Here is a 4,261-nt window from a genome sequence, read left to right on the forward strand (position 1 = left end):
CGTGGGCAGTCGCCCACGAAGGACTCCGCCCCTCAGCGCCGACGCGGTGACGAGTTGGCATCCCGCCATCGGGCAGGCAAAGTACCCGCCAAGAGATGTCGATCAGAGCCGGGGTCGCGGGTGACGGAGCAGCACACGAGCGCGTACGAGCGCATCGCCGCCGCCTTGGAGCAACGCATCACCAGCGGAGAGCTCGCCCCCGGGGAGCGCCTTCCGTTCATCCCCGACATCGCCCGTGCCGAAGGCGTCTCCGAGATGCCCGTCCGTATGGCCTTCCGGCTCCTGCACCGCAAAGGCCTCATCGAATCCCGCGGCCGCGGCGGCACCCGCGTCGCCGCCCCCACCCCGCCCCTCCACCTGTCCGCCGACCGCTACCGCCGCTCCAGCACCGCGGCGGCAGCCGAGCCCACCGGAGCGACCAGCCGCATCGAGCGGCGTCTCGAACACCTCCAGGCCGACACTGACCTCGCCGAGCTGTTCGCCACCCGCACCGGCACCCGCCTCCGCGCTCAGCACCTGACCATCCACGCCGACAACACGCCCCCGCACCTGACCGTCAGCTACCTGCGATGGGCCGACATCGCCCGTACGCCTCTCGCCGACGAGCAAACCGCCGGCACTGGGCCCGTACGCGCCGAGTTGGAGAGCATCGGCCTCCGTCCTGCCGTCGTCACCGAGCGCTTCACCTACGGCGAAGCGACCCCCGGCGAAGCGACCGCCCTGAACCTCGGCCCCGGCATCGCAGTCGTCCGCTGCACCCGACGCCACCTCACCGCCGACGGCCGGGTCGTCGAGGTCGGCCGCCTCACCTACCGCGCCGACACCCTCATCGTCGAGAACAGCTTCCCCCTCGATGACGAGCCGCCCAGGGGGAGCGACAGACGACCATGACGGTGACCGTGACGCAGCCGGGTTGCCCTCCAAGACGTTCAGCGCGCTCATCACCTGACCGGGACCGGGTTCCCGAACAGGCAAGCTCTCGAAACGAGTTGGAGATCCGGCTACGGCCTCACCCGCATCGGCCGGAGGCCCTGACTCATTGCAGGACTGGTTCCGCGTATCACCGACTCCTCAGCCGGTGTGGATCCAGATCAGGTCGGTGACGACCACGGTACGAGCTGTAGCGGCCGTCGCCGATCGGCAGTCCGGGCAGCTTCTTGGCTCCCTCCACGTCCCCGCCGATCTCCGAAGCCAGGGGCCGGAGGAAGTTCACGATCTCCTTGTACAAGTCGCCGTGCCCGCTCTCGCGGATGGTCTGCAGCACGGCGTACGGGACCTCTTCGAGCTCAACGGTCCAGCGGGGTGGTACGTCGCTCACCCAACCCCCGCTTCGAGGTCGGGAAGCGGGTAGCGCCTGCCGGACCCGGGAGCGGTCTTCGCCTGCGGACGCGCACTTCCGACCACGTGCCGGTGCGCTTCGGCGTAGTAGCCGGAGAAGACCTCCCGGAAGCCTTCGCTGCCGATCTCCGCCTTGCCGATCCTCTCCAAGAACTGCCGCCGCACCTCCGGGGGAAGCACCTTCGAGACGGCGTTGATGGTGCGGGGGAGAGGCGCTACGCGCGGGTCCGGCACGTACGCGGGCTGGGCGACGCTCACGACGGCGGCCTCCTTCTGCAACTGCATCGGGTGTGCTGTCCCTCACCGTACGCCGTCACGTCCGCCGTAGGGGAGGGCCTCAGCGGACCCGGGCACTCTCGAAGGACGCGCACCACGCCCGTACACCCTCCCTTCCCCTCGTGCGTCAACGAGCGAGAGGGGAAGGAAGAGGGGATCAGGACGCAGTGCCGCCCTGGACGCCTTCGCCCCGCCAGCCGCGGAGGGTTGCCCTCCGTGGCCACACCGCCCGGGACCGAGCACCCGCCGCGGCCGAAGAGCCTCAAGGGCAGCATGTCGTATGTCGGGCATAGCCTGACGCACGCCCGCTGAACGAACAATCGACGACGGGGAAGCAGAACGACGATGAGCAACGAGGACCAGAAGCATCCTGACGGGCCGTTCGCGCCACCCGTGGTCCGGGCCCTTCGAGCATGGCTGCCAGAGAACGGGTACACCGACAGCGACCGGTTCCGATACGCCGTCCAGACTGCGCACAGCAGCCAGGCGCGGCTCACGCTGCGGTCGGTGGAGGACTACCGCTGCGACCGTTGTGTGCGACGTGGACCTGGCGTCCTCGCCCGGCTCGCCGGCTCCTGTTCCGGGTGTGAAAGGGCTGAGAACAGCAAGAAGATGGAGCTGAGGGTCGCGGCGGAGCGACTGGAGAAGGCGCTGCGCGACCACTTCACATTCAGTGACCCCGACCTGGTCCCTGGCCACAGGTCCACCAGGTGGGCCATCGAAACCGCGCACCGCGAGGTGTCCTTCTACCTCGACTCGGTCAACGAAAACGGTCGGCCATGATCACCTGAGTGGCAATCTGGGCGGACTGGCCTGGGCAGCTATTGACGTCATACGGATACGGCGCTGCCTTCGCGGTCCTCGCTTCCTGAAGCAACTCCGCCCTGGAAGGCGACATTCAGGCGAGTTCAGGCCGTACGGGCCCGTCGCCGTCCTCCCCGTCGTCGTCGTCTGTCCTTCCGTGCGCGGGATCGGCCCCGCCGGCCGGGCCGCCGGGGCCGAGCTGCTTGCCGGGCAGGGTGCCGAGGAACTCGCCGACGTGTGCGGTGTGTTCGTCGGCGGCCCGGACCGCGTCGGGTACGGGCATCGCGTCGAGGTTGGTGTCGGACGCTGCACGCAGAGCGCGGACCTTGTCCGGCCGGTGCTGCCCGGAGAAGACCTCCGAGAGTTGCGGGCCGCGGATACGCAGCGGACCGATACGGCGGCCGCCGCTGGTCAGCGTCAGGTAGTGCTCGAAGCGGTCGAGCGCGGTGATCTCCGCCGTGGTGACGGCGCCGTCCCATTCCCGCGCGATCAGGGCCGCCGAGTCCGCGGACGCGGCGGTGGTGGAGATGGTCGAGGCGTTCTGCATCAAGCTCTCCCGCGTCGCCGTGCTGATGCGCTGGAGCAGTTGCGTCATGCCGTGCAGGCGGACGCCGAACTTCCGCAGCTCCTCGGTGATCTGAGCGAGCGTCGTCGTGCCGCCGTCCACGGAGATCAGCTCGTCGATAAAGGCGTGGAAGTCGACCCGCTCGGCGGCCGGGGTGTCGCGGCGGGAGATCCCGGCACGGTAGAGGTCCCGGAAGATCATGTTCAGCAGCAGGCGGTCGGTGGGTCCGGACGCCGAGGGGCACAGCCACACCAGGCGCCGCTCGTCCATCGCCTCGCGCAGGTTGAAGGTGCTGACGGGCCGTCCGAGGAAAGCGCGGATCGGGCGGGAGGAGCGCAGCCGCTCGACGGGGTTGAGCACGGTGGAGTAGCCGTCCGGCGGGATGGTGGGGAAGACCTCCCGCCACCAGCGCATCTGTTCGCTGTCGCGCTGTCCGGTTCCGGCGTGGATACGGGCCAGGGCCCGCTGCCGCCAGGCCGCGTCCGTCAGCAGCGGCGCGACCTGGAAAAGCGTCGCCTGCCGGTCCGGTCTGCCGTCGGCGACCGCGCAGACGTTGAGGGCGACCAGCACCTCCAGCGCCTTCGTCGCCAGCGTCAGCGCCCGCGGGTGGGTCTGGTCGCTCCAGCCCAGCGTGGAGGCGAACGCATCGACGCTGGCCCACACCACCTGCGAGGGGTCCTGGCCGCGCTCCACTCCGAGCGAGTTCCACGTCCCGAGCTTCGCGTACGGGTCGGCGCCCGTCAGATCCACGTACAGCAGCCGCGCCATGATGTGCGGATGGGCCAGATACGGCGCCGCCTCGGCGAAGGCGTCGCCGTGCGGGTCGACGAACAGCGCGCCGTAGGACTGGCCGTGCGCGAGGGCGGCGTACTGCACCGCGGCCTGCGTCGTCTTCCCGTAGTTGGCCTTCCCCACCCGGACGGAGAACAGAGTCTCGTGGACGGGTGAGGCGATCAGCCGCTGCCGCCCGTCCGCCGTATACATCCAGCCCTGCGGTATCAGCCCCGGCGCCCCCACCCGGTAGGACGGCACATCCGCGGCTGTCACCGGAAGCCGGCAGCGCACCGTCGGCGGCTTCAGCAGGCCCGCGATCTCCCCCAGATGCAGCCACCCCGCCCGCCCCGGGTCGACCTGCCCGCTGGCCCAGCGCCGCTCGAAGCCGCCGCGCAGCGGCCGCCGGTCCGGACCCCACGCCCACGGCCCCAGCCGGCGGCCCCGCGGGGAGAGCCGCGCCTCCCCGGCGAAGGTCTTCAGCGCCGCCGAGACGGTCTGCAGCCG

General features: G+C 70.5%; 5 protein-coding genes. 2 read left to right on the forward strand and 3 right to left on the reverse strand.

Annotation, left to right across the window (positions count from 1 at the left end; translation table 11 throughout):
- The first annotated feature begins 120 nt into the window (after positions 1 to 120).
- Positions 121 to 891 (forward strand): GntR family transcriptional regulator, encoded by a 771-nt coding sequence (locus tag AN218_RS19870; RefSeq protein ID WP_070018249.1) that lies wholly within the window; start codon positions 121 to 123, stop codon positions 889 to 891.
- Between the two features lie 169 nt (positions 892 to 1,060).
- Here the strand turns inward: AN218_RS19870 and AN218_RS19875 are convergent, their stop codons facing one another.
- Both AN218_RS19875 and AN218_RS19880 read right to left on the reverse strand, forming a co-directional pair.
- On the reverse strand, positions 1,061 to 1,318 hold the full coding sequence (locus AN218_RS19875; protein WP_070018250.1) for a hypothetical protein: 258 nt from the start codon (positions 1,316 to 1,318) through the stop codon (positions 1,061 to 1,063).
- Positions 1,315 to 1,623: a hypothetical protein gene (locus tag AN218_RS19880; protein ID WP_070018251.1), complete on the reverse strand. Its 309-nt coding sequence runs from the start codon at positions 1,621 to 1,623 to the stop codon at positions 1,315 to 1,317. The genes AN218_RS19875 and AN218_RS19880 overlap by 4 nt, the downstream gene beginning before the upstream one ends.
- A 336-nt stretch (positions 1,624 to 1,959) precedes the next feature.
- Between AN218_RS19880 and AN218_RS19885 the strand changes: the two genes are divergently transcribed.
- Complete coding sequence (locus AN218_RS19885) at positions 1,960 to 2,397, forward strand: hypothetical protein (protein WP_070018252.1); 438 nt, start codon at positions 1,960 to 1,962, stop codon at positions 2,395 to 2,397.
- 115 nt (positions 2,398 to 2,512) lie between these two features.
- Here AN218_RS19885 and AN218_RS19890 read toward each other — a convergent pair.
- On the reverse strand, positions 2,513 to 4,261 hold a 1,749-nt coding region (locus AN218_RS19890), incomplete at its 5' end, for a type IV secretory system conjugative DNA transfer family protein (protein ID WP_476755968.1).

The sequence above is a fragment of the Streptomyces nanshensis genome (assembly GCF_001751255.1).
In the GTDB taxonomy this organism is placed as follows: Bacteria; Actinomycetota; Actinomycetes; order Streptomycetales; family Streptomycetaceae; genus Streptomyces; species Streptomyces nanshensis_A.

Bases quoted from the DNA above. Each gene is read 5' to 3' on its own strand.
- AN218_RS19885 (WP_070018252.1), top strand. From the start codon at position 1,960: ATGAGCAACGAGGACCAGAAGCATCCTGACGGGCCGTTCGCGCCACCC.
- AN218_RS19880 (WP_070018251.1), bottom strand. From the start codon at position 1,623: ATGCAGTTGCAGAAGGAGGCCGCCGTCGTGAGCGTCGCCCAGCCCGCG.